Annotated in this window: 17 protein-coding genes, 1 tRNA gene, 1 pseudogene and 1 riboswitch; of the genes and pseudogenes, 11 read left to right on the forward strand and 8 right to left on the reverse strand. The window is 72.5% G+C overall.

Going from position 1 to position 24,304, the window contains the following annotated elements:
- Window positions 1-237: 237 nt before the first annotated feature.
- Both ABZX40_RS36295 and ABZX40_RS36300 read right to left on the reverse strand, forming a co-directional pair.
- The gene (locus tag ABZX40_RS36295) at window positions 238-906 is read right to left on the reverse strand and encodes a hypothetical protein (RefSeq protein WP_355748651.1); all 669 of its coding nucleotides are present in this window, start codon (window positions 904-906) and stop codon (window positions 238-240) included.
- Complete coding sequence (locus ABZX40_RS36300) at window positions 903-4,373, reverse strand: CHAT domain-containing protein (RefSeq protein WP_355748648.1); 3,471 nt, start codon at window positions 4,371-4,373, stop codon at window positions 903-905. The genes ABZX40_RS36295 and ABZX40_RS36300 overlap by 4 nt, the downstream gene beginning before the upstream one ends.
- An 822-nt stretch (window positions 4,374-5,195) precedes the next feature.
- On the opposite strand from ABZX40_RS36300, the pseudogene ABZX40_RS36305 reads away from it, so the two are divergent.
- Window positions 5,196-5,459: pseudogene (locus ABZX40_RS36305) on the forward strand (adenylyl cyclase); the annotation flags it as partial.
- Window positions 5,460-5,531: 72 nt separating this feature from the next.
- On the opposite strand, the gene ABZX40_RS36310 reads toward ABZX40_RS36305, so the two are convergent.
- Complete coding sequence (locus tag ABZX40_RS36310; protein WP_355748645.1) at window positions 5,532-6,449, reverse strand: NADP-dependent oxidoreductase; 918 nt, start codon at window positions 6,447-6,449, stop codon at window positions 5,532-5,534.
- A gap of 417 nt (window positions 6,450-6,866) precedes the next feature.
- On the opposite strand from ABZX40_RS36310, the gene ABZX40_RS36315 reads away from it, so the two are divergent.
- From ABZX40_RS36315 to ABZX40_RS36335, 5 genes are all read left to right on the forward strand, one after another.
- Entirely contained in the window at window positions 6,867-7,784 is a 918-nt protein-coding gene (locus ABZX40_RS36315) for a GNAT family N-acetyltransferase (protein ID WP_355748642.1), read from the forward strand.
- 245 nt (window positions 7,785-8,029) lie between these two features.
- The gene (locus tag ABZX40_RS36320) at window positions 8,030-8,614 is read left to right on the forward strand and encodes a M15 family metallopeptidase (RefSeq protein WP_355748639.1); all 585 of its coding nucleotides are present in this window, start codon (window positions 8,030-8,032) and stop codon (window positions 8,612-8,614) included.
- 198 nt (window positions 8,615-8,812) lie between these two features.
- Entirely contained in the window at window positions 8,813-9,322 is a 510-nt protein-coding gene (locus tag ABZX40_RS36325) for a hypothetical protein (RefSeq protein ID WP_355748636.1), read from the forward strand.
- A gap of 216 nt (window positions 9,323-9,538) precedes the next feature.
- Window positions 9,539-11,116, forward strand: coding sequence for an SPFH domain-containing protein (locus ABZX40_RS36330; protein ID WP_355748633.1), 1,578 nt, complete (start codon window positions 9,539-9,541; stop codon window positions 11,114-11,116).
- A 166-nt stretch (window positions 11,117-11,282) separates the two neighbouring features.
- The gene (locus tag ABZX40_RS36335) at window positions 11,283-12,392 is read left to right on the forward strand and encodes a helix-turn-helix domain-containing protein (protein WP_355748725.1); all 1,110 of its coding nucleotides are present in this window, start codon (window positions 11,283-11,285) and stop codon (window positions 12,390-12,392) included.
- A gap of 74 nt (window positions 12,393-12,466) precedes the next feature.
- On the opposite strand, the gene ribA is transcribed toward ABZX40_RS36335, so the two are convergent.
- Entirely contained in the window at window positions 12,467-13,111 is a 645-nt protein-coding gene (ribA, locus tag ABZX40_RS36340) for a GTP cyclohydrolase II (protein ID WP_355748630.1), read from the reverse strand.
- A gap of 222 nt (window positions 13,112-13,333) precedes the next feature.
- Complete coding sequence (locus ABZX40_RS36345; protein ID WP_355748627.1) at window positions 13,334-13,849, reverse strand: MarR family transcriptional regulator; 516 nt, start codon at window positions 13,847-13,849, stop codon at window positions 13,334-13,336.
- A gap of 145 nt (window positions 13,850-13,994) precedes the next feature.
- Between ABZX40_RS36345 and ABZX40_RS36350 the strand changes: the two genes are divergently transcribed.
- The 5 genes from ABZX40_RS36350 to ABZX40_RS36370 all read left to right on the forward strand — a co-directional run bounded on the left by ABZX40_RS36350 (window position 13,995) and on the right by ABZX40_RS36370 (window position 19,788).
- The gene (locus tag ABZX40_RS36350; protein WP_355748624.1) at window positions 13,995-15,173 is read left to right on the forward strand and encodes a dihydrofolate reductase family protein; all 1,179 of its coding nucleotides are present in this window, start codon (window positions 13,995-13,997) and stop codon (window positions 15,171-15,173) included.
- A 317-nt stretch (window positions 15,174-15,490) separates the two neighbouring features.
- Window positions 15,491-16,756 carry an alginate lyase family protein gene (locus ABZX40_RS36355; protein WP_355748621.1) on the forward strand — a complete coding sequence of 422 codons (1,266 nt, stop codon included), beginning with the start codon at window positions 15,491-15,493 and terminating at the stop codon, window positions 16,754-16,756.
- 98 nt (window positions 16,757-16,854) lie between these two features.
- Window positions 16,855-16,928, forward strand: a tRNA-Met gene (locus ABZX40_RS36360).
- A 286-nt stretch (window positions 16,929-17,214) separates the two neighbouring features.
- Window positions 17,215-18,309, forward strand: a complete 1,095-nt coding sequence (locus ABZX40_RS36365) for a PP2C family protein-serine/threonine phosphatase (protein ID WP_355748722.1) — start codon at window positions 17,215-17,217, stop codon at window positions 18,307-18,309.
- Window positions 18,310-18,534: 225 nt separating this feature from the next.
- Window positions 18,535-18,690, forward strand: a riboswitch (cyclic di-AMP (ydaO/yuaA leader).
- Window positions 18,691-18,702: 12 nt separating this feature from the next.
- Complete coding sequence (locus ABZX40_RS36370) at window positions 18,703-19,788, forward strand: M23 family metallopeptidase (protein ID WP_355748618.1); 1,086 nt, start codon at window positions 18,703-18,705, stop codon at window positions 19,786-19,788.
- A gap of 78 nt (window positions 19,789-19,866) precedes the next feature.
- Here ABZX40_RS36370 and ABZX40_RS36375 read toward each other — a convergent pair whose 3' ends face one another.
- The 3 genes from ABZX40_RS36375 to lhgO form a co-directional block, all read right to left on the reverse strand.
- Complete coding sequence (locus tag ABZX40_RS36375) at window positions 19,867-21,216, reverse strand: PrsW family intramembrane metalloprotease (RefSeq protein WP_355748615.1); 1,350 nt, start codon at window positions 21,214-21,216, stop codon at window positions 19,867-19,869.
- 242 nt (window positions 21,217-21,458) lie between these two features.
- On the reverse strand, window positions 21,459-22,301 hold the full coding sequence (gene trmB / locus ABZX40_RS36380) for a tRNA (guanosine(46)-N7)-methyltransferase TrmB (RefSeq protein WP_355748612.1): 843 nt from the start codon (window positions 22,299-22,301) through the stop codon (window positions 21,459-21,461).
- 760 nt (window positions 22,302-23,061) lie between these two features.
- Window positions 23,062-24,300 (reverse strand): L-2-hydroxyglutarate oxidase, encoded by a 1,239-nt coding sequence (gene lhgO / locus ABZX40_RS36385; protein ID WP_355748609.1) that lies wholly within the window; start codon window positions 24,298-24,300, stop codon window positions 23,062-23,064.
- Window positions 24,301-24,304: the final 4 nt, after the last annotated feature.

The raw sequence follows: 24,304 nt of genomic DNA on the forward strand, positions 1-24,304 counted from the left end.
TGCACCCTATCGGAAACAGTGGACGGGGTGGCATCCCACTTCTTCCTGTGGGGGGTGCCTCTATGCCTTTCGTCAAGCGAGGCGTGGGGTTCTGGGTCCGTAGAGGTGCAGTCCTGGGCTTCTCCGCGTCGCGGGCCCGGACATCGTGGGGGTACGAAGGCATCGGCCAGAGCCCGCCGTTACTGGCCTCGTCCTCACCGTGATGGTCCGCGCCAGCCGCTGACGGATGTGGCGGGGTCACCCAGCCAGCACGATGGCGTGCCGCGACGGCGCAAGCCGTGCCCGGTAGCGGCGGATTCCCCAACTGCGGTGCTCCAGCTCTGCTGCCAGAAGGACCTCCGCTGTGTTCAGCCGGTCGGGAACGAGTTCCACCAGCGCGGCCACCGGGTGGTCGCCTATCAACGGGAAATTTTTGACGCGGCGGAACTCCCACTGCGGGTTCGGCTGGGACGCGCCGTGGCCGCGGACGATCCACTCGTCCCTCTCCGGCCCCGCACCCGGCGGCTTCTCCACGCCCACGTCCAGCAGACCTGCCTTGACCGTGAAGCTCATGCCCAGGCCGGAGCCGCCGACCGGATGGGACCGCTCGCCGGGGTCGATCAGCCGCGCGACGGGCCGTGTCCGGTCGTCCGGTGTGGACAGTGCCACGCCCAGGGATGCGTGGTGGAACGAACCTCTGCTAGCCGGTGTCTCAGGACGGAACGAGCACACCATCAGCAGTTGCCGGAAGTCGCGGTCAGGCGTTGCCCTGACATAGGACGACCACTGGGCGGGGACGCCGTCGTGGTCGGCGGACAGCACGTCCCAGCCGAACGTGAGCCTGCCGCGCAGAGGCTCGTCCTCGGCCGAGCTGCCGAGTGTGCGCTCCGGCACGAGCTCGACATCGTGCAACCGGACCTCGGTCATGCAGCGGCTCCCTTGCTCCGACCGTGCAGGTAGGTGAACGCTCCCCAGTCACGGTAGTGGGGATGCCGGGCACGAGTGGCGAGTTGGGCCTCGCGGAAGGCGTGCTCCGGGTCCATGCCGTGCGCGATCCTGTGGTGCATGTGGTGGTAGAAGTACGTGGCTGACTCCGAGCGTACGGGCCAGAGGCACCCGACGACGGCCTGCGCGCCAGCGGTGATCAGCGCCGGCGGGATGCCGCGGACGTTGTCCGCCCGGTCGAACCGGCCCAGCGCGGACTCGCACGCGGCGAGCGTGACTAGGCGGACACCGCGCAGATCGACCTCCAGAAAGTCGTAAGCGAAGACCCGGCCGTCGTCGTCACGGTCCGGGGTGAGATAGAGGCAGTGCAGCCACGGCGCGTCTTGGTCCAGCGTCCCATGTACGGCGATGTGGACCACGTCTGCCGTGGACAATTCAGCGAGCAGCCTGCCACGCGTGGCCGCGAGTCCGATGACGGCGTCCGTGCCGACTGTATCGGCGACCTTCCGGGCGTGCTCCTCCAGCGCCGGTTCGGCGTGCAGCCCGTAGGGCACGCCTCCGACGGCGGAGGCCAGCACGGCGGTGCGGCGCGGCCGTACGGGGCCTGCGGTGGGCGTCAGGGCTTCGAGACCGGCGATGGTGGTGACCGTCCAGTCGTCGGCGATCATCCGATCCCCGGTGCGGCACAGCGGTAGCGGCAGGTAGTGCAGCGCGCCGTGCGGCCAGGCCAGGATCCGGTCCTTGCCCTGGGCCCGCCATGTGTCCCACAGTTCGCTGACGCCGAGCGGCATGTCGCTCGGCTGACGCAGTAGTCGGCTGCCTTCCGGCGTCACGTCGCCGAACAACGGGTCGCGTTCGACCTCCGTCCGGATCGCCTCGACCCGGTCCGCCACCGGGTGCCGGTCATTGTTCTCGTCCGCGCCGTCGCCTAGGTGCACGACGAGCTCCTGGCCCTGCCTGGTTACAGTGAGAAGCACGGCCGCGCCGCTCACAGCGGCGGGCAGGAACCAGGTCAGCAGTACTGTGCGGTCGTCCAGCAGCTCGTGCGTCTTCGCCCAGAGGTGCTGGTCGTCGATGAGCGGTGCCGAGCGGTGACTCAGCTCATCGTCTATGAGCGACGAGATGCGCCACCGCACGTTCCGGGCAATCTGCTGGGTGTCGTGACCACCGGGACGGCGGTCAGAGTCCAGTACGTTCAGCAGGTGCGGCGACGCGCCAGACGCTCCATGGGCGGCGGCGGGTTCCTCCAGGTCGCGCAGCTTGCCGAGAAGGTGCTGGATGTGCGCGGGCAGCGCGAGCGGACCGTCGATCCGCCACCATGCGCCCAGCTCCGGTCCCTTGCCCGCCTGGTGCAGACCAAGCATCAGCCCCAGCGGCAGTGTCTCGGAATCCGCGGTGAGCTGCCAGACCGCCGAGTGCACGAGGTCGCGCAGTACCTCGCCGAGTTCGGGCGTGCGGCTCGTGTCGAAGTTCGGCACGTCCACAATGATCGCGGACAGCGCCGCCTTGAGTTCTTCGCCGTGGAGGTTGCCCACCTGCTGCACGAACGGCACCAGGCTCGCCCGCGCCAGTTCCTCGAAGCCGAGCGAGGCGTAGCCGAGTGCCGCGTATGTGTAGTAACCCCACGGGAACGGGACAGGGCTGGAGACCGGTTCGCCCGCCTGGGCCGACTGGTAGTACAGGTCCGCCGTCAGCAGCCTGGCTTCTTCGCTCCGTACGTCGCCCGCCTGCCTCAGGAGGGTTAGCCCCAGCGCCGGCTGCCGCAGGTCGCGGGCGTGTGCGGCCCTATGCAGGAGCGCCGCCGACCGCTGCGTCGGGGTCCAGGATTGCGGGAACGACGCCGCGAGCGGATGGTCGGGACCCGGGCAGTCGGTGGGGTCGTCGGGCAGCACGTGGAGCCGCGCCTCGATCAACTGCCGGCGGTGGGCGGCGTCCCAGCGGAGGTCGAGCTGCTCTGCCCAGTCCAGTACGGCGCGCAGCAGTGGTCGGTCGGCGTGTTCCCGGGCCAGGTTGACTCCCTGGCTGATCACCTTCGCGGTTACGTTGCTGCCATTGGCAGCGACGAAATCAGCCAAGGGCGACCCGAACACCGCCCTGGGTAACCCGTCGGCTAGAGCCGGAGGAATCCCGTTCATCACCCTGAGTAGGAACAGGGCGACATCTGGATCGTCGGTGGTGGACGAGTCGAGCCATGCCGACAGCGCGGCATCGGCGGCATCCCGGTGAACTCCCTCCCCGCCCGCGAGAATCTGCGCCAACGACGCCAGGAGCCGGGGCCTTCGCGTCCCGCCGTCCAGCTCCAGCGCGCGCACCACCAGGTGCCCAGCGTCCGCCACCAGCCGGTGGGACTCGGCCTGGAAGGGCTCCTCGTTGGTGAACCACGTGCGGTACAGGTCCGCGTCCAGCCGAGCGGACCAGACGGTACGCATCCCGCGGGCGTAGTAGTCAGCGGCGAAGTCCTCCGCTCCCCGGGTGGCCATCCGTAGCCGGGCGGCGGCCAGCAACCCGGCTTCCAGTTCGGCGGGATCGCTCGACTTGTCGATCAGCCGTGACACCACCGCGTCGGCTTCCTCGAACACCGCGCGATCACACCGGTCCGCCACCAGGTGGACGGCCGACTCGACGGTACGGAGCACCGCGTCCCGCCAGGCGGCCCCCATCCCGCAAGCGTCGGCGACTTCGGCAACCAGTCTCCAGTAGACGTACATGAGCTCGACCAGACCGCGGTGGTTGAGGAACTCGTCCCGGAACAGCAGTTCCACCATCGCCTCGGCGGGCAGCGCTTGGTCCGTGTGTTCAGCTAAGGCTTGTCGCGTCATCTCCAGTTCGCGCGCCCTTTGTTTCGCCTGGGACAACGACAGGATGCGGTCGCACGCGTAATGTGCCAGCTCCATCAGCGTGCCGACCGGGTCGATGAGCAACCTGACCGTCGGTGCGCCGTCCTCCTCGCCACGCGGTTCGTAGGCCGGCTCGCCGAAGCGCACAGGGCCGGCACATACCATCCCCTGCCGCGTTTCGAAGTCGAGCGTGCCAATCGGATCGTCCATGGCAGACAGGATGTGGGAGACGACCAGCATGACCGAGCCTGCGGAGATTGCCGTGTCCCGCCAGCCCAGCGGCTCTTCCAGGCGGAGGTCGTGCACAAAGTACGCACCGTCTGGGCTGAGGACGGACAGCAAGCCTCCATCATCCGGCGTGACACGCCACCTGTGATCAACGGGGTGGCCGAACGGCAGTTCGTTCAGCGAGAGGAGCACCGGGAGGCCCCACCAGCCGTTCGCGCGGGTGAACAGGCTGCCTCCGGCCCCGTCACCGGTGGTGAACGGGCTGATGCTGGCCAGTCCTACTGCCAGTCCGGCATGCCGAACACCGTCCACCTCCACTATGAACGCCCACCCGGTGAGGTCCCGCGACAGCCGCACGCCGTTCCCCTCGCGCCAACCGGTCATCAACGGGCTCAACAATGGCACGACCCTGGTCAGACCCGCTCGCTCCCCGGGCCGGCGGTGAGCATCTTGAGTGCGGCAGCGTGCTCGCCTAACAGGCGGCGTGCACCCGCCCGTCCGGCTCATCCCCTCAGCGCGTGGGTCCGTGAGTACCGAGAAGCCGCAGCTCGGCGGCAATGGCCGCGTCGACAGATGCGTGAGCGATGCGTGAGCGGACGGAGCCGCACAGGTCACGACGGAGAAGACCGGGGCGTGAGCCACGTCTGCTCTGACCAGGTGGTTCCGGATACCGAAGAACCGTCCGGAACCACCCAACAAGCTTTGGCCAGGACTTTTAATCCATTGGTTGTGGGTTCGAGTCCCACAGGGCCTACGGATGCGGGGGAGGGGTTACCCCTTCTGACCTGCTGTGCAGCGCCTGAGTCGGCTTCGGTCGGGTCGGGCGCTGTTTCGTTTTCCGGGCTGGGTGTGAGTGATGCGTGTGGCGGTTCCGGCGTGTCCGGGCGGGTGGGTCTGGCGCGGCGTCGGCAGGTCATCGGCGGCGGCCCTCGCGGATTAGGGGGCGCAGGGTGATGCCGGTGGAGCGGGTGCTCGCGTCCTCGGGTGCACTGTTCGTAGAGGTCGGAGTGGTCCAGCAGGGCGCGGTACGCCTTCTTCGTCGTGTGGCGGCGGCAGGCGTGGGGGAGCCAGTGGCGTGGCGGCCACTGTCGTCGGTGCGCTCGCCGAGGTCGACGGCGGTCTCGGGGGACAGGCGGGTCTCGGTGACGTCCTAGACGCCGACGGCGCCGCAGGTTTGATCAGGGGTGAGGGGGAGCAACTCCGCTGCGGTGCCGCAACTATGCCTTCGAGGCCCGCGGTCGAAAGATGCTCGCCACCCTCGTCCGGGTCCCGCAGATCGACGGCACGTTCCTCGAAGTGGAGACGATGACGGGCGAGGACGACGTGGCCTCCGCCCTCGCCGATGTCCGGGCCGTCCTCGCCGAACTCGGCATCGGGCCGGACGACTTGACCCGGGAGACGTACCGGGAGACCCGCACGGCGGCGGTCTCCGCTCAGCGCAGTCGACCTCCCGCCTCACCCCGCCCCTGACCCTCAGGGCGCCCCGCCCCTGACCTTCACGGCGCCCCGCCCCTGACCTCCACGGCACTACCCCCCCGACCCTCACGGCACCACACTGATCTTGCCCCCCACATGCCCCTCCCTGCTCTCCTCCAGCGCCTCCCGTACCTCCCGCAGCGGGTACACCCGCGACACCGGCACCTCCAGTCGGTGTGTGGCGATCAGGTCCAGGATCTCGTGGAGGGCCGGTACCGTGCCGCCCGCCGCCCCGCCCGCGTGCAGGATGATGCCCGTGTCCGCCGCGTCGAAGGCCACCAGGGACAGCACCCTCCCCGGGCCTCCGGCCAGCTCGATCGCGCCCGGGATCTCACCCCGGCCCGACGCGTCGAGTACGGCGTCCACCCCGCCCGGCGCCAGTTCCCGCACCCGTGCCTCCCAGCCGTCGCCGTAGGTCACCGGTTCGCCGCCGAGTGCGCGGAGACGGTCGTGGCTGCCGGGGCCCGTCGTGCCGATCACCCGCGCGCCCCGCGCCCGTGCCAGCTGGACGGCGAACGTACCCACCCCGCCCGTCGCCGCCAGCACCAGCAGCGTGTCCCCCGCCCCGACCCCGAGGCGCTGGAGTGCCGTCCAGGCCGTGCCGCCCGCCACCGCCAGCGCGCCCGCCACCTCCCACGGCACCGTGCGCGGCCGGGTCACCAGCGTCGCCGGATCGGCGAGGGCGTACTCCGCGTAGGCCCCTGTCAGGGGCGCCCCCAGGACCTCGTCGCCGGTCGCGAAGGCCGTGACCTCCGCGCCGACCGCGTCCACCACCCCGGCGACCTCACTGCCCAGCCCCGCCGGGAACTCCAGCGGCATCTGCTCCTTCATCAGCCCGCCCAGGATCTTCCAGTCGGCGGGATTCACCCCCGCCGCCCGCACGGCCACCCGCACCTGCCCGCGCCCCGGAACCGGCGGCGGCACATCGACGACGTCCAGGGCCTCAATGGACCCGTACTCGGTGAACTGCGCGGCGAGGGACATACCGGCTCCAAGGGTCGATCGGTGTGTGCGTGGGTGGGGTAGGCGGGGTAGGTGTGCCATGTCTCTTCCAGCTCTTCCACGCTAGGTCGGGCGCGGGGGGCCCGCATGTGGACGGTCGGGCGGCCCCCCTCCTCGCGCTCCCGGCCCTGTGATGAGCAGCACCATCGGGCGGGAGGCGCCGAGGTTCGCTTCGGCGTTGCGCCCACCCCGCCGGGCCGGCCCGCTCGCCCGACTCACTAGCCCTGCCCCCGCCCCGACCTGGTCAATGACCCGCCCGACCCCCCTCGCCTCCGGTCCGCCGGGACGGGCATCTCCCACCGGGCCCGGCTGAGCGCCCGTACGCGTCCGATGCGGTCGCTGTCAGCAGGGCGCCGATTTTTACCTTGTTTTTCTACTCCGGCCAGCAAATTTGCCGATGTGGACGCCGATCGAAACGCCCTCGCCGCATCGAGCCCCGGCCCGCAACGACGGCCCCTCCCGGACGCGTTCGGCGCCGCCAGCGCCGCCAGCGCCGCTGGCGCCGCCGGTTCGGCCAGCCCCGCCGGGTCGCTGCGCCATGCCAGAGCCATGGGCCCGGTCGTCCACGTATCCCCCACCCCGGGCCCCTCCCCGGCCCCCTCCCCGGCCTCCGGCGCCCCCGGCCGCTTCGCGCTGCGCCCCATGGCCGCCGACGACCTGGACTACGTCGTCGCCGAGCATCTGGCGCACTTCCCGGAGGGGTTCTTCGCCCGGCTCGGCCGCCGCTACTTCACCGCCTACACCCGCACCTACTTGACCAGCGCCCACGCCCGCGCCTACATCGCCGAGTGCGACGGCGCGCCCGTCGGGTTCCTGGTCGGGGTCACCGACCCGGCCGCCCACCGCACCCATCTCATGGCCGAGCACGGCCGCGGCCTCGCCCTGCGCGCCTGCGTCGCCCTCTGCGTACGGCCCGGTCTCGCCCTGCACTTCACCCGGACCCGGCTCGGCCGTTACGCCCGCAAACTGCTGCCCGGCGTCCGTCCGCCGCAGCCCGCTCCGGCCATCGGCACCCCGCCCGACGGCGCCAGCGCCGTCCTCGCCCATGTCGTCGTCAGCACCCGGCTGCGGTCGTACGGGCTCGGGTCGGCGCTCGTCCGGCGGTTCCTCGACGACGCCACGGCCGCCGGGTGCGCCCGGGTCTGCCTGGTCACCGCCGCCGGTCCGGGCGGCGCGGGCCCCTACTACGAGCGCCTCGGCTGGCACCGTACCGACGAACACCGCACCCCCGACGGACGGCTGCTGCTCAGCTACGAGTTCCCGCTCCCCTCGACCGCCCCACGCCCCCCACTGCCCCGCCGAGGTACCGCACCATGATCCGCCCCGCCCGCCGAACGGCCCCGTTCATCCTGACCGCGGCCCTCCTGCTGGCCACCGCCTGCACGACGACCACCACCCCGGAACCCGACCCGGAGTCGGTACCGAGCACATCGCGGCCCGCGCCGGTATCGCCCAGTCCCAGTCCCAGTACGAGTACGAGTACCAGTCCAAGCCCCAGTCCCAGTCCCACCCCTACGCCCACTCCCTCACCCACCCCCTCCGCCGACGCCGAGGTCCGGCCCGTGTCCGGGGAGCAGTGGGACGCGATGGAGGACGCGGGAATGGTGCGGAACGGGTGTCCGGTGACCTCGCCGGATCAGTTGCGGCGGGTCGAGGTCAACCACTACGGGTTCGACGGCCGCGTCCACCGCGGTGTCCTCGTGGTCAACGCCGACACCGCCGAGAGCGTCGCCCGGATCTTCACCGCGATCTTCGAGGCCGAGTTCCCGATCCGCAGCATGCGCCCGATGGAGGAGTACGACGGCGACAACACCGCGAGTCTCGCCGCCGACAACACCGCCGCCTTCAACTGCCGCCGACCGAACCAGATCAACGCGCCCCCGGCCGATTCCCCGCACGCCAACGGGCGGGCCATCGACATCAATCCGCTGGAGAACCCCTGGAAGGACCTGCGCTGCGACTGCTGGCAGCCCAGCGCCGAGTTCCGGGAGCGGACCCCCGGCGAGGGGAAGATCCTGGAAGGCGGCGCGGTCTGGCGGGCGTTCGACGACGAGGGCTGGGTCTGGCAGGACATCGACGTCCCGGACTACATGCACTTCGACACCGGCTACCCCTCCCGCCCGCTCGGTGGCGAGGCGGAGCGCTGACGGGAGGGCGGTGGCCAGGCGGCGGGGGACGGCGAGGGGACGGCGGCGGGCTGATCGCAGGCCGGCGGTACCGGTCGCCGGAAGGCGGCATTAAGAGCGCGTAAAGATTGCCGGGATCAGGCAATGTCCGAGCATCGCCACCCGTGTCAAGATTCCATCAAGACGGAGATCAGCGACACGGGGGACGGGGGCGCGCGAATGGTCTGGTTTCTAGGACTCGGCATAGCGGGGGTCGTGCTGCTCTCGTTGTCGCTGATCTTCGACGGGGTGGTGGAGGGACTGCTCGACGGGGCCCTGGGGAGCGGCCTCGACGGGTGGCTGTCGTTGCCGGTCGTCGCCGGGTTCCTGGCGATGACCGGTTTCGGCGGAGCCATCGCGCACGGGGCGTTCGGACTCGGGGCCGTGGCCGCGACCGGCGGGGGAGCGGTGCTGGGGGCCGGTACCGGGTGGCTGACCTATCGGTTCAGCCACGCCCTGATGCGCGATCAGACGGCCGTGACGCCGACGGGGGAGGACTTGATCGGTACGTCCGGGAAGGTGGTCACGGCCATTCCCGCCGACGGGTTCGGCGAGGTGCTGCTGCGGCTCGCCGGACAGCCGGTCAAGTTCGCGGCGCGCAGCGCGGTGCCGGTGGCGCGGGGGGCGGAGGTCTGGGTGGAGTCGGTGCTGTCACCGACCTCGGTCCTGGTCCGCCCGGTCACCCGGTGATCGACCGACCTATCCGGTCGCCGATCCGCTAGCTAGCCCGTCCGTCCGTTCGCTAGCCCGTCCGTCCGTTCGCCGATCTGATCGGCGGTACCTGATCGTCGGTGCTGATCGGTGGTGCTGATCGTCGTACCTGATCGTCGTACCTGATCGTTCCGAAGACATTCTCAGCCGTATCAATCGATCCTCAGTCAGCCGATCTCCACCGGGGGTGCCGCCATGAGTCCTGTTCTTGTCGCCGTAGTCGGGGTCGTCGTGCTCCTCGTGCTGCTCGCGCTCGTCGTCATCAGCCGTTACAAGGTCGCCGGGCCCAGTGAGGCGTTCATCGTCACCGGGCGGCGCGGCAAGAAGTCGACCGATCCCGAGACCGGCCGGGTCTTCACCGACAACAGCGGGCAGAAGGTCGTGGTCGGCGGCGGAGTCTTCGTCGTGCCGTTCGTGCAGCAGAAGTTCAGCCTGGACCTGTCCTCCCGGCACATCCCGGTCGCCGTGCGCGGGGCCGTCACCCTGCGCGGGGTGAAGGCCAATCTGGACGGCGTCGCCATCGTCAAGGTCGGCGGTACCGAGGACTCGATACGGGCCGCGGCCCAGCGGTTCCTGATGCAGCAGGACGGCATCGTCGGCTTCACCCAGGAAGTGCTGTCCGGCGCGCTGCGGGCGATCGTCGGGCGGATGTCGGTGGAGGACGTGATCCGGGACCGGGCCGTCTTCGCCGGACAGGTCGCCGAGGAGGCCGAGGCGAGTCTGTCGGGGCAGGGGCTGGTGCTGGACGCGTTCCAGATCCAGGACATCACCACCGAGGGGTCGTATCTGGAGGACCTCGGCCGGCCCGAGGCGGCCCGCGCCCGGCAGGAGGCCGACATCGCCGAGGCGGTGGCCCGGCGGGCGGCCGAGCAGGCGCGGCTGAAGGCCGAGGAGGAGATCGCGATCGCGCAGCGCACCTTCTACCTGAAGCAGGCCGAGATCAAGGCCCAGACCGACGAGGCCGCCGCGCGGGCGGCAGCCGCCGGTCCGCTCGCCGAGGCGGCCCGGCAGCAGGAGATCCTCGCCGAGCAGGAGAAGGTCGCCGAGCACCAGGCCGCGCTCACCGACCGCCAGCTCGACACCCAGGTCCGCAAGCCGGCCGACGCCCAGCGCTACGCCGCCGAGCAGGAGGCCGAGGCCAAGCGGGTCGCCCGGGTCAAGCAGGCCGAGGCGGAGCGGCTGGCCGCCATCGCCGCCGCGCAGGCCGAGGCCGAGCGGTCCCGGCTGACCGGTGAGGGCGAGAAGCAGCGCCGCAGCGCGCTGGCCGAGGCGGAGGCCGTCGAGGGTCTCAAGCAGGGTGAGGCCGAGCGGTCCCGCCGTGCGGCCATCGCCGAGGCGGTACGGCTGGAGGGCGAGGCCGAGGCGGCGGCCATCGGCGCCAAGGGTGCCGCGGAGGCCGAGGCCATGCAGAAGAAGGCCGACGCGTTCGGGCAGTACGGCGACGCGGCCGTGCTCCAGATGCTGGTCGAGGTGTTGCCGCAGGTCGTCGCGAAGGCGGCCGAGCCGCTCAGCGCGGTGGACAAGTTGACCGTCATCTCCACCGACGGGGCGAGCCGGCTCTCCCGGACCGTCACCGACAATGTCGCCCAGGGCATGGAACTCCTCGGCGCCACCACCGGCGTCGATCTCGCCGAACTCCTCAAGGGCCTCACCGCCGGCCGCACCGCGAACCCCGGAACCGGTGACAGCGGCAACGCCAACAACGCCAACAACGCCAACAACGCCAACAACGGCAACAACGGCAACAACGGGAAGATCGAGATCGCGGGCTGACCGGCCCGCCTCTCTCTCCTCCCGCCCCTCTCTCCTCCCTCGTCCCGCTCATCCCTCCTCCCGGAATCCGGCAGACTTGATGCGTCACTGGCTCCAGCTCCCCCACCCGGAGCGAGCGCCGGTGGCGCATCAACCGTTCGGGCCGTACCGGGAGGACACCGAAGCCGTGGCGGAGCCCGGGGAAGACGATGACTACCTGGCCGGATACGCCGAGATACTCCGCGACGCCGGAGCCACCGGCCGCCGGCTGACCCGCGCCGAGCTGGACTCCCGGCGGGCCCAGGGTGAGCGCGCCGCCGAGGCCGGGCTCGGTCTGCGGGCGCTGGTGCGCGGGCATCTCGCCGAGACCCGGGCCCTGTGGCCCACCCTGCCGGTGTCGTCCGGTGGCTCCCACGGCTCCCACGGCTCAGGCCGCTCCGGTCGCTCCGGCAGCGAACAGCTCCTCGCCGCCGTCGAACAGGCCGTCGACGCCTTCGCCGAGGGCCATGAACGCGCCCAGAAACTCGCCGTCCGCCGCGAGGAGGCGGCCCGCCGGGAATTCATCGACGATCTGCTGTACGGCCGTAGCGACGTGGGCCGGATCGTCGAGCGGGCGGAGCGGTTCGGGCTGCTGCTCTCCCACGCCCACGCGGTCGCCGTCGCCCAGGCCGCGACCCCGGTCGACGACACCCACCCGGCCACCCGGCAGGTGGAACAGGTGCTGTTCGCCCGGTTCGGCGAGCGACGGATACTGCTGGCCACCAAGGACGGACGGCTGATCTGCATCGTCCCCGGCGACGACGGCGAGATCCTCCCCTTCTTCGCCAAGCAGGCGCACGCCGCCACCGCGGGCGGCCAGGTCGTCATCGGCCGGGCCCACCCCGGCGCGGGCGGGGTCGCGCACTCCTACGAGGAGGCCCTGGGCGCCCTCGACCTAGCCGCCCGGCTCCAGCTGGAGGAACCGGTGCTGCGCGCCGCCGACCTGCTGGTCTACCCGGTGCTCACCCGGGACCGGCAGGCCATGGCCGACCTGGTGCGCCACACCCTCGGGCCGCTGCGCGAGGCCCGCGGCGGTGCCCGGCCGCTGGTGGCCACCCTCACCGCCTACTTCGACGCCGGGTGCGTGGCCGCGGAGGCCGCCCGGCGGCTGAGCCTGAGCGTCCGCGCGCTGACGTACCGCCTGGACCGCATCCACAAGCTCACCGGCACCAACCCCGCCGACCCCGTGCACCGCTACACCCTCCAGACCGCGGTGATCGGCGCCCGGCTGCTGGGCTGGCCGGAGTGCGACCTGTGACACCGGTTCGGCCTTGACCCGCCCCTGGTCCGCCCCTGACCGACCCCCGCTCAGCCCGCCGTCTCGCCCCCCACTCAGCCCGCCGTCCGCTCCACCAACTGCGCCAGCGGCAGTGTGTGCCGCGTCTGGAGCACCTTCGCCCGCAGATAACGGACGTTGTGCGCGGTGGTGAAGACCCCCGTCGGGACCCGCTCGCGGACCGTGACCCCGAGCGCGCGCAACTGCTCCGCCTTGTCCGGGTTGTTGGAGAGCAGATCCAGCTCACCGATGCCGAGCGCGCCGAGCATCTGGGCCGCCGCCGTGTAGTCGCGGGCGTCCTCCGGGAGGTCGAGCGCCGCGTTGGCCTCATAGGTGTCCAGGCCCTGGTCCTGGAGGGCGTACGCGTCGAGCTTGTTGTAGAGGCCGATGCCCCGGCCCTCCTGGCGGAGGTAGAGCAGGACGCCGCCGCGGTCCGCGATGCGTTCGACGGCCTCGCGCAGCTGCGGGCCGCAGTCGCAGCGGGCCGAGCCGAAGACATCGCCGGTCAGGCACTCGGAGTGCAGCCGGACCAGGGGGACCGCGCCGGGTGCCGGGTCGCCGAGGACGACGGCGAGATGCTCCTGCCCGTCCGTCAGCCCGTGGAAGGTGACCAACTCGGCATCGACGCCGTAGCCGTCATCGAAGCGGAGGGGGACCTGGACGCGGGTACGGACCGAGGCGGGGGCGGGACTGTGGGGCATGGAGGTCTCCGGACGCATCGCTGCTCGCTGCTTCAGTTTTGAAGCAACCCATCGGACGAATGTGACCATACGCCACGCTTGAAAGTTGAAGCAACCCATAAGTCCCAGTGGCCCGGAAGCGCGCCGAGCCTGGGGTGCGTGCCGAGCCTGGGGTGCGCGCCGAGTCCCCGGGGTGCGCACCCGGCCTCAGGAGCGCGCCCAGCCTAAGAAGCGCGCCCAGCCTCAGGAGTACGCCGACGACCGCCGCAGCCACGGAACGCCCCCCACCCCCTCACCCGCCCCCTCCGTCCCCTCCAGCGCTCGGGCCACCCCCGTGAAGATCTCCTCCAGCTGCCCCACCTGCTCCGCCGTCAGATGGTCGAACAGCGCCGCCCGGACCGTCTCGACATGCCCCGGCGCGACGCGCTCCAGCAGTGCCATCCCCTCGTCGGTCAGGGCGGCGATGCTCCCCCGCTTGTCGCTGCGGCACCCCTCCCGCCGGACCAGCCCGTCCTTCTCCAGCCGGCCGACGGCGTACGTCAGCCGGCTGCGGGTGATCTTCAGCAGCCCGGCGAGATCGGTCATCCGCAGCCGGCGCTCCTCGGCCTCGGAGAGGTGCGCCAGGATGGAGTAGTACAGATGCGGCATCCCGGCCTCCGACTGGAGCTGCCGGTCGAGCGCGTCCTCCAGAAGCAGCACGGTCCCGACGTACGCGCGCCAGGCGCGCTGCTCCTCGGGGGTGAGCCAGCGAGTCGTCATGGCTCCAGTGTAGGTTTGCTTAAAATTTGAAGCCAAGCCCGACACCCGCCACCGCCTACCCACCCCACCCCATCCCACCCCGGATCCACCCCATCAACCTCACCGCCCCCTAGAGCCCACGCCCCCCGGAGGGACGACCCCGCCCATGCCCCACCCCCACGTCCTCCTCTCCGCCGCCGTCTCCCTGGACGGCCATCTGGACGACACCGGCCCCGACCGGCTGCTGCTCTCCGGCCCGGCCGACTTCGACCGGGTGGACGAGGTACGGGCGTCGGTGGACGCCATCCTGATCGGCGCCGGTACCCTCCGCGCCGACAACCCCCGCCTGCTGGTGAACTCCGCCGAGCGCCGCGCCGCCCGGATCGCCGCCGGACGGCCCGCCTACCCCCTCAAGGTCATCGTCAGCGGCTCCGGCGACCTCGACCCGGCCGCCCGGTTCTGGCACACCGGCGGCGAGAAGCTGCTCTACACCACCGACCAGGGCGCCGAACGCGCCCGCGCGACCGGCCTGGCCACCCCCACCTCCACCAGCGTCACCCCCACCCCCGAAGGCCCCCCCACCCCCACGATCGTCCCCCTAGGCCCCACCCTCGACTGGCGGGCGCTCCTCACCGACCTCCACGACCGGCGCGGTGTCCGGCGCCTGATGGTCGAGGGCGGCGGCACGATCCACACCCAGCTCCTCACCGAGGGCCTCGCCGACGAACTCCAGCTCGTCATCGCCCCCCTCTTCGTCGGCGACCCGGCCGCCCCCCGCCTCTTCGGCCCCGGCGCCTACCCGCCCGGCCGCCTGCGCCTGCTGGAGACCCGCCGGATCGAGGACGTCGTCCTGATGCGCTACCGGCCCACCGCCCCCGGCACCGGCCGGGTCCCGTCCGCCGCCGATCACCACTGGCTCCGGCTGGCCTGCGCCCTCGCGGCCGACTGCCCGCCCTCGCGCACGGCGTTCAGCGTCGGCGCGGTCGTCGTCGCCGAGGACGGCACCGAACTGGCCCGGGGCCACTCCCGCGAGGCCGGTGACCCGGTCGCCCACGCCGAGGAGGCCGCCCTCGCCAAGCTGGACCCCGCCGACCCCCGGCTGCCCGGCGCCACCGTCTACTCCAGCCTGGAACCCTGCGCCCACCGCGCCTCCCGCCCCCGCCCCTGCGCCCGGCTGATCCTCGACGCGGGTGTCCGCCGGGTCGTCACCGCCTGGCGCGAGCCGGACACCTTCGTCACGGACGCCGACGGCACCGGACTGCTCACCGCCGCAGGCGCCACCGTCGTCGTCCTGCCCGAGCACGAGCCGCACGCGAAGGCCCCCAATCAGCACCTGCTGAATTGACCATCCCGAGCACGAGCCGCAGGCGAAGGCCCCCCCACCAGCACCTGCTGAACTGACCGTCCCGAGCACGAACCGCAGGCGAAGCCCCCCCACCAGCACCTGCCGAACTGACCATCCGGAGCACGAACCGCACGCGAAGGCCCCCCACCAGCACCTGCTGAACTGACCGTCCGATCCCGCTCCGCCGATCGGCCCAACAACTTCTGCGCCCTCCCCCGCCCCCCGGCACGCTGCCATGACCGGCAGCGGACGACGCGGAGGTGGCCATGCGGGGAGTGGGCGGACGTGGGGTGGGCGGACGGCCTGGAGCCAAGGCCGTGACCGGGCGGAAAGCCGAGGTCAGGGGCGGGTTCACGGCCAAGGCCCGGGGGCTGGCACTCGCGCTGGCCGTGCTGGTGCTCCTCCCCGTCACCGCCTGCGGCACCCTCGACCCCGGCTCCCGGACCAGGGCCCGCGCGCTCGCCGCCGACCAGCCGTTCACCCACCCGGGTGTCCTGGTCGGCAAGGCCCAGCTGGACGCCGTACGGAAGAAGGTCACGGCCGGGAAGCAGCCGTGGCTGTCGGCCTACCTCGACATGCGGGACAGCCGGTACGGGTCGTACAAGTACCGGGCGCGGCCGGTCGCGGACGTCTCCTGCCCCGCCGGGGGCGGGCCGGGCACCGGGTGCGCCGAGGAGCGCGCGGACGCCGTCGCCGCCTACACCCAGGCCCTGCTGTTCACCGTCACCGGCAAGCGGCAGCACGCCGCCAAGGCCGCCGAGATCATGGACGCCTGGTCGGCACGGCTGAAGCGGCACAGCGGGGCCGGTGCCGCGCTCCAGGCCGGACAGTCCGGCGGCCTCTGGGCGCGGGCCGCCGAGATCGTCCGGCACACCCCGGGCGCCCACTGGCCGAAGGACCGGGTCCACCGCTTCGAGAGCATGCTCCGCACCGCCCACCTCCCGCACGTCACCGCTTCCGCGCCCGCCGACGAGGGCGGCCGTGCCCTGGTCACCACCGCCGCCGCGCTCTCCCTCGCCGTCTTCCTGGACGACCACCGCACCTTCGACGCCGCCCTCGTCCGCTTCCGCGACCGCGTCCCCGCGGTCTTCTATCTGCGGCGGGACGGCCCGCTGCCCCGCACCCCGGCCGGTGCGGCGGCGAGGACCGACGACCAGCTCCGGGCGTCCTGGTCCCGGCCGCGCACCTTCCAGGACGGCCTCACCCAGGAGACCTGCCGGAGCTCCGCCCAGGTGGGCCACGCCATCGCCGCCACCGCCCACGCCGCCGAGACGGCCTGGCACCAGGGCGTGGACCTGTACGGGGACGCCGCCGACCGGCTCCGGGCGGCGCTCGCCCTGCACACGCCCCAGGGCAAGGGCGGTCCCGCCCCCGCCCGGCTGTGCGGCGGGGACGTCGAGCGGAACCCCGACCCCGGACCCGAAGTCGCCGGACTCGAAGTCGCCCTCAACCATCTGGAGAACCGGCTCGGCACCCCCGTCCCCGCCGCGCACCGGCTGGCCACCGCCTCCCGCCCGGCCGGTACGGACGGACTGCTGGTCGCCTGGGAGACCCTCACCCACGCCGGAAACCCGGGCGAATAGCCCCGGAACGAAAGCCCCGAAACAGGGACAAAGCGCAGGTGGGTCGCCGGTGAGTGTGCAACCCCTCCCGTCCATGGCGTATGCTGGTGGAACACCGACGCGGGGTGGAGCAGCTCGGTAGCTCGCTGGGCTCATAACCCAGAGGTCGCAGGTTCAAATCCTGTCCCCGCTACTCAAGGCTCAGGGCCGGAATCCGGATCACGGATTCCGGCCCTGAGTGTTTCCCCCCTCCTCGCTCCCCTCCCCCACCTCCCCCGTTTCCTTTGTTCATCCGGTCGGACCGCCCGGCTCGCCCGCCACTCCCGCTCCGGCAACCCTGGACTGACAAGGACGACGGTGGGAGACGCGAGGTGCGGCCTGGTGAGGCGGAGGGCGAGGGGCCGTACACCGGGCCGCCGGGGAAGACCGTGCGACGCGGCGCACCGCGCGGCAGGGCACCGCAGGGCGGGTTCTCGTACATCCGACCGGTTGTGCGCGTGCTGCCGGCCCTGATGATCGTCGGCGGCGCGCTGTACGAGTCCCTGACGCCCGACCAGTTCACCGCCGTGCCGTTCTTCACCGCCGCGCCCCTGATCGCGGCGCCGCTGTTCGGGCTGCGGTACACCGTCCTGACCGGGGTGGTGGCGGTGGCGGTGATGTTCGTGGTGCACCTCGGGGTGGACCAGCCGTTCTCCGCCAAGACCATGACCGAGGTCATCACGGTGGCGACCGTCGCCGCGCTCGCCGTGCTGATCAATGTGCTGGTGCGGCGCAGCGACGCCCGGCTCGCCTCCGCCCGGGAGATCGCCGAGGCGGCCCAGCGCGCGGTACTGCCGGAACCGGACGACCGGATCGGCGGGTTCGACATCGCCGCCCGCTACGAGGCCGCCCAGGCGGGCGCGTTCATCGGCGGCGATCTGTACGCCGTGCAGGACACCCCGCACGGGGTCCGGCTGGTGGTCGGGGACGTGCGCGGCAAGGGGATGAGCGCGGTGGCGGCCGTGGCGGTGGTGATCGGGGCGTTCCGGGAGGCCGCCGAGCGGGAGGCCACCCTGGAGGCGGTCGCCGGACGGCTGGAGCGGGCGCTGGCCCGGGAGGGCACCCGGCGCGACGGGCTGGACGCCTTCGAGGGGTTCACCACCGCCGTGCTCGCCGAGATCCCGCCCGGCCGGGACCTGGTCCGGCTGGTCAACCGGGGCCACCCCGGCCCGCTGCTGCTGTACGCCGACGGCTCGCTGCGCGCCCTGCCCGCCGCCGAACCGGCGCTGCCGCTGGGGATGGGGGACCTGGGCAGCTGGCCGGACCGGGCGCAGGAGGCGGAGTTCCCGGACGGGGCCACGCTGCTGCTGTTCACCGACGGGCTGTCCGAGGCGCGGGACGGGCGCGGGGAGTTCTTCGCCCCGGAGGACGAGCTGGCGGGGCGGCTGTTCCGGGGACCGGCGGAGCTGGTGGAGGTGCTGTCCGAGGAGGTGCGGCGGCACAGCGGGGGCGGGATGGCGGACGACATGGCGCTGCTCGCCGTACGGCGGCCCGGGGCGGAGCCGGGGAGACCCGCGCTTGATCACGGTGAGTAAATGAACGACCGCCCTCCGCATAACATCTGAATCACCGTCATATTTTGGGGACCGTCGGCCATCGCCCGCATCGCGGTCAACTCGCCCGAATTTCGCCCGTTCATCGCCTGTGTGTCCAGCGTAAGAGCGTGAAGGATCTCCGGGAAGCGCTTGGAAATCACCCCTGGGTTCTATTACTGTCCGATAACGCAGCGCGGTCGTCCCAGCCGTCACAAGAGACGGCTCCGTGCTCAAGCGCCGAATTCCGCAAGGGAACCGGGGAACCACCACTTTGGGGTGAATCGGACGTACACCGCCATGGCGACATGGCCGGTGACGCCCGTAGGAGACCTTCCTCTCCGAACCCGTCAGCTAACCCGGTAGGCGATGAGGGAAGGAAAGGAGTACGCCTACGTGGCGTCAAACCGGCCTGCTCCAGGGGCCCCGTTCGTCCCCGCCCAGCGCAGCGGCGACACGGCCGACACCGTCGGCACCGGCGGTACCGCCGGTACCGCCGTCTATGGCGGCCCCCGCACCGACGAGGGCCCGTGGGAGGAATGGAACCCCACCGCGGAGACCGTCCGTCCGGTCCGCGGCGGCCGTCACCGGGTGGCCAAGCAGCGCGGCGGACTCGCCCGCGGCGGCCTGGCCCGCAGCTCCACGGTCCTCGGCGTCGGTGTCATAGCCGCCGTCGGCGCGGGCGGCATGGCCACCGCGCAGACCGGCAAGCCGCCGGTCGCCATCTCCCTGCCCGACCTCGCCACCTTCACGGACGACGAGGGCGACACGGCGGAGCCCGAGCCCGAGCCGAGCACCACCCCGCTCAGCAGCCTCGGCGTCACCCCGGTCGACACCGACCAGGGCACCACCGACGCCGGTGAGGCGCTGCGCGCCCGCATCCTGGCCCAGGCCGAGAACCAGCAGGAGCAGGTCGACACCAAGGCCGCCAAGGCGCTGCTCGCCGCCGCCGAGAAGGAGGCCGCCGAGGCCGCCGAGAAGGCGGAGAAGGAAGCCCGGGAGAAGGCCGCCGCCGAGAAGAAGAAGGCGGAGGAGGAGGCCGCGCGCAAGGCCGAGGAGGAGCGCCTCGCCAAGCTGGCCAAGCAGTTCGCGCTGCCGACCTCGTCGTACACCCTCACCTCGACCTTCGGGCAGGCCGGTTCGCTCTGGTCCTCCGGCTACCACACCGGCCTGGACTTCGCCGCGCCCACCGGCACCCTGATCAAGGCCGTCCACTCCGGCACCATCACCTCGGCCGGCTGGGACGGTTCGTACGGCTACAAGACCGTGCTCACCCTCGAAGACGGCACCGAGGTCTGGTACGCCCACCAGTCCTCGATCAGTGTCAGCGTCGGCCAGAAGGTCACCACCGGCGAGGTCATCGGCCGCGTCGGCGCCACCGGCAATGTCACCGGAGCCCACCTCCACATGGAGGTGCACACCGGCTCCGGCGGCAGCGTCGACCCGCTGGCCTGGCTCCGCGACAAGGGCCTCACCCCCTGACGGACCACTCCCGCTCCCGGCGGTCCTGACGACGACCCCCCGACGTCAGGGCCGCCGGTTCCGTCCGCCCGCCGCCCTTCAGGTGCGGTACGGGTTGTCGTGCGCGGGGTGGGGCGCGCCGACCGCCGACCGGGGCGGCCGGTACGCCGGGAACACCCGGACCGGCGGGGCCGTGAGATGGGCGGCGTGGGCGAGGGCGGGTCCGGCGATGTCCCGGCGCCGCCAGAGCGCCGCGAGCAGTTCCCGCTCCCGGGCGACGAAGTCGGCGCGGGCCCGGCCCCGGTCGCCCCGGTGGCGCAGCATCGCGAGCGTGGTCGCGTACGTCTCGTACTCGGCGACCGTACGGGCCGCCGGGCGGCCGAGTCGGCGGCCGGCGTACTCCCGGGCCAGTCGGCGGGCCCGCATCGAGCCCAGCGCGTAGGGCTCGGCGGGCGAGAACCAGCCGGTGGCCACATAGGCGGGCAGTTCCTCGCGGACCACCCGCAGTTCGCGCTGCCGGGTCCAGATCACCAGCCAGGTCAGCAGGGCGAACGCGGGCACCATGAAGCCGCCGTAGACGGCGAAGAAGCCATGGTCGCCGAGGGACGAGGAGCCGTTCCAGAAGGCGTGCAGGCCCATCGCGAGCAGCAGCCCGGCCGGGGGCGCCAGCGCCCGCCGCAGTCGCTGGTTCTCCCCGGCGAGCGCCGCGACCCCGAAGCCGATCCCGGCACAGACGCTGAACAGCGGATGCGCGAACGGGGACATCACGATCCGGACGAAGAAGGTGGCGACGGTGACCGGGGCGACCCCGGTGTGACCGTCGGCCTGGTCGGTGCCGAAGGCGCTGCCCAGATAGAGGATGTTCTCGGTGAAGGCGAAGCCGGTGGCGGTGACCCCGGCGATCACCACCCCGTCCACCACCCCGGTGACGTCCCGTCTGCGGAACAGGAAGACCAGCAGGATCGCGGCGGCCTTGGCGCTCTCCTCGACGACCGGCGCTATCACGGTCGCGCCCAGGGTGTCCGCGCCGGTCGGGTCGGCGGTGGCGGTGGCTATCCAGCGGGTGGCGAAGCTGTTGGCGACGATCGCGATCAGCGCCGCCGCGCAGGCCCCCCAGGAGAAGGCGAACACCAGATTCCGCCAGGGGCCCGGTTCGACCCGGTCCAGCCAGCGGAAGGCGGCTATCAGCGGCGGCACCGGCAGCAGGGCCAGGCCCAGCCCGACGAGAAAGCCCTCGGTGCCGGTCTCCTGGCGCACCAGCGCGAGGATGACCAGCCCGGACAGCGCCAGCAGCACCACCAGCCCGCCGTGGCGCGTCCGCCGCAGGGCCGTCGGGTGGGCCCGCGCGAACCGCTCCCCCCGCCGCCACCACCGCGACCACCGCCCACGCCGGGGCGCCTCGGCGGCCGGGCCGCCGGGGTGGATCGGGTACGGGGGGTTGGTGGCCACGACATCGACCCTAACGAGACGGTGCGCGGGCCGCGACGATGCCCGAGGAGGGCGCGAGGACGGGCGGACGCGCGCGGCTGGGGGTTGGGGGGTTGGGAGGTTGGGTTCCGCTGTGGGCTGGGCTGGGCTGGGCTGGGCTGTGGGTTGGGCTAAGGGCTGGGCTGTGGGTTGGGCTAAGGGCTGGGCTGTGGGCTGTGGGCTGGGCTGGGGGACCGGTGGTCCGGGGCCGGGGCCGGGGCGGTTTACGGGTTGAGGGGGTCTTCCCCGTGGGGTACGCGGCGGAACATCACGTCGTTCACCGCGTGCCCCTTGTCCAGGCCCTGTCCCTCGAACCGGGTCAGCGGGCGGAAGGCGGGACGCGGGGCGAAACCGCCGTTGGCCCGGGTGTTGGCGAAGCCGGGATGGGCGGTGAGGACATCGAGCATCTGCTCCGCGTACGGCTCCCAGTCGGTGGCGCAGTGCAGCAGCGCGCCGGGACGCAGCCGGGTCGCGGCGAGGGTGAGGAACTCGGGCTGGATCAGCCGCCGCTTGTGGTGCCGCTTCTTGGGCCAGGGGTCGGGGAAGTAGACCCGCAGCCCGTCCAGGGAGCCGGGGGCGAGCATCTCGCGGAGCAGGATGATCGCGTCGCCGTTGCCGACCCGGATGTTGGTCAGTCCGGCCTGGTCGGCGAGGTTGAGCAGATTGCCCTGGCCGGGGGTGTGGACATCCACGGCGAGGATGTTGGTGTCCGGGTCGGCGGCGGCCATCCGGGCGGTCGCCTCGCCCATCCCGAACCCGATCTCCAGCACCACGGGGTGGGCGTTGCCGAAGAGGGTGCCGAGGTCGATCACGCGCTGTCCGTCGATGTCCAGTCCCCACTGCGGCCAGAGCCGCTGGAGGGCGTCCGCCTGGCCCGCGGTGACCCGGCTGCGCCGGGGCTGGAAGCTGCGGATCCGCCGCTCGAAGTGCGACCCGGCGGGGTCGGCCTGCGGCCCATCCGGAAACCGCGGCTCCCCTTTGACCCGACTGCCCCGCACGGAGCCGGCGGGGAGGTGGTGCGGGGTGGGGGATCGGGGGGGTTCGGGGGTGGGGGAAGAGTCAGACACAGTGGGGTGATTTTACGGGGTGTGGGGGGATGGAGGGGTGGGGTGGGTGTGGGTGTGGGGGGCTGGTGGTGGTCGGTGGGTGGGCGGTGACCTGGGTGGCGGGGGCGGTGGGGCGCTGGGGCTGCGGGGAGGACCGGGGCTGCGGGGACGGGGGATCGCCGGGGCCGGCGGGCTGCCGGGGGCTGGGATCGCGGGGCTGGCGGGCTGCTCTGTGCTGACGGACCGCGGTAACCGCAGGATCGCCGGGACTGTGGGACTGCCGGGGAGGGTCGGGAGGGTCGGAAGGGCTGGGATCGCTGGGACTGCGGGCTGCGGGGTCGTTGGTTTGCCGGGGCTCCGGGACCGCCCGGATCACCTGGGCTGCCGGGGCTCCGGGACCGCCGGGTTGTTGGATCGCTGGGCTACTGGACTGCCAGACCGCTCGGACGACCAGGCTGTTGGGCCGTTGGATGGCCGGATCGCCCGGACTGCGGCTGCTGGCACTACCGGGATCACCGCGACCGCCGGACCGCCGGGACGGCCAGGCTGCCGGGGCTCCCGGATCGCCGGGCTACTGGATCGCCCGGACTGCGGATGCCCGGCACTCCCGGAACCACCCCGACTACCGGACCACCCGAACCGCCGGACCACCCCGACCGCCGGGACGGCCACCGGTGCTGGCCGGATCGCCGGTACCGCCGCGCTGCCGGACCCCGCCCTACCCCGGGCGGGACGCCCCACCCCTCACCTCGGGCGGGACGCGGCGGGACGCCCCACCCCCTCACCCCGGGCGAGACGCGGCGGGACGCCCCAGCGCCGACAGCGCTCTTCGCGCGACCTCCCGGCCGATGGGGAGGGAGGCCGTGGCGGCGGGGGAGGGGGCGTTCAGGACATGGACGGCCCGGGGCGCCTCCTTGATCAGGAAATCGTCCACCAGCGACCCGTCCCGCAGTACGGCCTGCGCCCGCACCCCCGCCGCCGCGGGCACCAGGTCGTCCTCCCGCACCACCGGCAGCAATCTGCGCACCGCCGTGGCGAACGCCCGCCGGGACAGCGAGCGGCGCAGCTCGCCGCCGCCGTACCGCCAGTGCCGCCGGGCCAGGTGCCACACACCCGGCCAGCTCAGCGTGGTGGCGATCTCGCGCGGGCGGACCACGCCCCAGCCGTACCCCTCGCGGGCGAGCGCCGGGACGGCGTTGGGGCCGATGTGGACTCCGCCGTCGATCCCGCGGGTGAGATGGACGCCGAGGAACGGGAACGCCGGGTCCGGCACCGGATACACCAGTCCGCGCACCAGCTCGGGGCGGGCCAGCTCGTAGTACTCGCCCCGGAAGGGCACGATCCGCATCTCCGGGTCGTCGCCGGTCAGCCGGGCGATCTCGTCGCAGTACAGCCCCGCGCAGTTCACCAGGACCCGGCCGCGGACGATCTCGCCGGCGCGGGTGAGGACGGCCACGCCCCGCTCCGGGCGGCGGTCGATCCGGACGGCCTCCTGCCCGTAGCGGATCTCGGCGCCGGACGCCTCGCCGAGGAGGCGGGCGACGGCGGCGAAGTCGCAGATCCCGGTGGTGCCGACATGGATGGCGGCGAGGCCGCGGACCTCGGGCTCGTACTCGGGGATCTGGGCGGCGCCCAGCTCGCGGACCGGTATGCCGTTCTCCCGGCCGCGCTGCACCAGGGCGTGCAGCCGGGGCAACTCGGCGCGGTCGGTGGCGACGATCAGCTTGCCGGTCACGGCGTGGGCGATGCCGTACTCGGCGCAGAACTTCACCATCTCCGCGGCCCCGCGCACCGCGTACCGGGCCTTGAGGGAGCCCGGCCGGTAGTAGATACCGCTGTGGATGACGCCGCTGTTGCGCCCCGTCTGGTGCCGGGCCGGGCCGGGCTCCTTCTCCAGCACGGTCACCCGCGTACCGGGCGCGGCACGGGTGATCGCGAACGCGGTGGACAGCCCGACGATGCCGCCCCCCACGACGAGCACATCACAGTCGTACCCACCCGCACTGCGCACCTGCACCACCTCC

The sequence above is a fragment of the Streptomyces sp. NPDC004610 genome, assembly GCF_040609715.1.
Classification (GTDB): domain Bacteria; phylum Actinomycetota; class Actinomycetes; order Streptomycetales; family Streptomycetaceae; genus Streptomyces.

Bases quoted from the DNA above. Each gene is read 5' to 3' on its own strand.
- ABZX40_RS36330 (WP_355748633.1), top strand. From the start codon at position 9,539: ATGAGTCCTGTTCTTGTCGCCGTAGTCGGGGTCGTCGTGCTCCTCGTG.
- ABZX40_RS36325 (WP_355748636.1), top strand. From the start codon at position 8,813: ATGGTCTGGTTTCTAGGACTCGGCATAGCGGGGGTCGTGCTGCTCTCG.
- ABZX40_RS36310 (WP_355748645.1), bottom strand. From the start codon at position 6,449: ATGTCCCTCGCCGCGCAGTTCACCGAGTACGGGTCCATTGAGGCCCTG.
- ABZX40_RS36300 (WP_355748648.1), bottom strand. From the start codon at position 4,373: ATGACCGGTTGGCGCGAGGGGAACGGCGTGCGGCTGTCGCGGGACCTC.
- ABZX40_RS36345 (WP_355748627.1), bottom strand. From the start codon at position 13,849: ATGACGACTCGCTGGCTCACCCCCGAGGAGCAGCGCGCCTGGCGCGCG.
- ABZX40_RS36295 (WP_355748651.1), bottom strand. From the start codon at position 906: ATGACCGAGGTCCGGTTGCACGATGTCGAGCTCGTGCCGGAGCGCACA.
- ABZX40_RS36350 (WP_355748624.1), top strand. From the start codon at position 13,995: ATGCCCCACCCCCACGTCCTCCTCTCCGCCGCCGTCTCCCTGGACGGC.
- ribA (WP_355748630.1), bottom strand. From the start codon at position 13,111: ATGCCCCACAGTCCCGCCCCCGCCTCGGTCCGTACCCGCGTCCAGGTC.